Annotated in this window: 2 protein-coding genes; both read left to right on the top strand. The window is 56.6% G+C overall.

Translation table 11 applies throughout. From position 1 onward, the window contains the following. Window positions 1-876, top strand: an 876-nt coding sequence (locus ORS3428_RS08490; protein WP_131802865.1) for a nucleoid-associated protein, incomplete at its 5' end; no start/stop codon positions are given. Beyond that, window positions 873-1553: GTP pyrophosphokinase (locus tag ORS3428_RS08485; protein ID WP_071096411.1), on the top strand; the 681-nt coding region annotated here is incomplete at its 3' end. The genes ORS3428_RS08490 and ORS3428_RS08485, both read left to right, overlap by 4 nt.

The raw sequence follows: 1553 nt of genomic DNA, 5'->3' as shown, positions 1-1553 counted from the left end.
GCAAGCGTTGTTGGAACGGCTCGACGTCTTGTTCTCGCAGCCGACACCGATTTTCCCGATATCTCCAAGCACATGGCAGATGCTCTCGCTGACGCACAGAAATCACGAGGGAATCCCGGGGGAATGCTTCTAGTCTTCGATGGGAAAGTCGGTGCCGATGGAAAGCCCTTCGTAGGGGTGATCAAAGCGGAGATGCAGTCCGGCTTTCAACGCCGATTAGCTGCCGCAAAAATTGTGACCGAATTTCTCGAGAACATCTTCCTGACGCCAGCCACGAGACTTTACAAGCTTGCCCTGTTCATTTCTGAAGATGTCGCCGTCACGGCAAACACAAGTTGGCGATGCTTCGTATTTGACAGCAATATCACTGCCGCCCGCCGAGAGAACGCGGCCGTATATTTCTACGACGGCTTTCTTGGCTGCGCCTTTCCTGAGAACGGAAAATATGAAACCGCGAAGTTCTTCGACCTCACCAAGGAATTCGTTCGCACATCGATAAATGACCGAGATCTCCGAAGGGATCTGGGCGACGCGCTGTTCGCCTTCGTTAAGGTAGATCAAGCACCAACGTTCACCTCGCAACAGTTCGGCGAAGCGTATCTGCCACCCGAATTGCGCGACCCATTCAACAGGTTCCTCGAGGCCAAGAAATTCCCGACCGATAGAGCCGTGGTTCGGGATATTAGCGAGATGGGTGGTAGGCTGCGGCGCCGGAAGTACAAGTTTGGTCCAGACATCGAGTTCTCGGCGTCCCCGGACGCGATACGCAATGGCACCGTGACAATCGAGGATGTCCCGCCTGGCGATGTTTCCGATAGCGAGGCTGCAAGTTGGACCAGGATCACGGTCCGCAGGCCAGTCACCGAACAGCTATGACGACCGAGCTCGAGATCCTGCGGCGCTGGGAGGCGGAGCAGCAGTACTACGACGCCTGGGGCAGGTTCATCGTCCACGCGGTCATCGACGGGCTCTCGACCCAGGTGGAGGCGCCGGATCTGTTCTTGCGCCTTCCGGTTAAGCACAGGCTGAAGGAGAACAAGTCGCTTATCCAGAAGGCACTCTATCGCGGCAAGGGCTATGCAAGCCCGTATGATGATATCGAGGACAAGGTGGGAATCCGGTTCGTCGTGCTCACCTCAGACGAAATACCCATCGTCGAGAAGGCGATCACCGAATTCGGCGACAGATACTGGTTTTGGCAAAAGGCCCGGGACTTCGCCGAGGAGCGGGCCCGCAAGCCTTGGGAGTTCGGCTATCAGTCGGTCCACTACGTGGTTCGGGCCAAAGCGGGGGTAGTCTTCGAGGGCGTTCCTATACCGCTGGACATTCCGTGCGAGATCCAGGTCCGCACGCTGCTGCAACACGCCTTCAGCGAAGTCACCCACGATACGATCTATAAGCCGAGCGTCAAATCGACGCCTGAGATGATGCGGGCTGCGGCTAAGGCGATRGCGTTGATCGAAGCGACTGACGACTACTTCCGTCAAGTTGGCAACCTCATCGACGCATCGGTCAAGAGCGTCAAAGCATTGATCGACGCCTTATCCATGTAC

Source organism: Mesorhizobium sp. ORS 3428 (genome assembly GCF_001854785.1).
GTDB lineage: Bacteria > Pseudomonadota > Alphaproteobacteria > Rhizobiales > Rhizobiaceae > Mesorhizobium.
The sequence above is the reverse complement of the archived record's forward strand: the minus strand, read 5'-3'. Positions and strand labels throughout refer to the sequence as shown.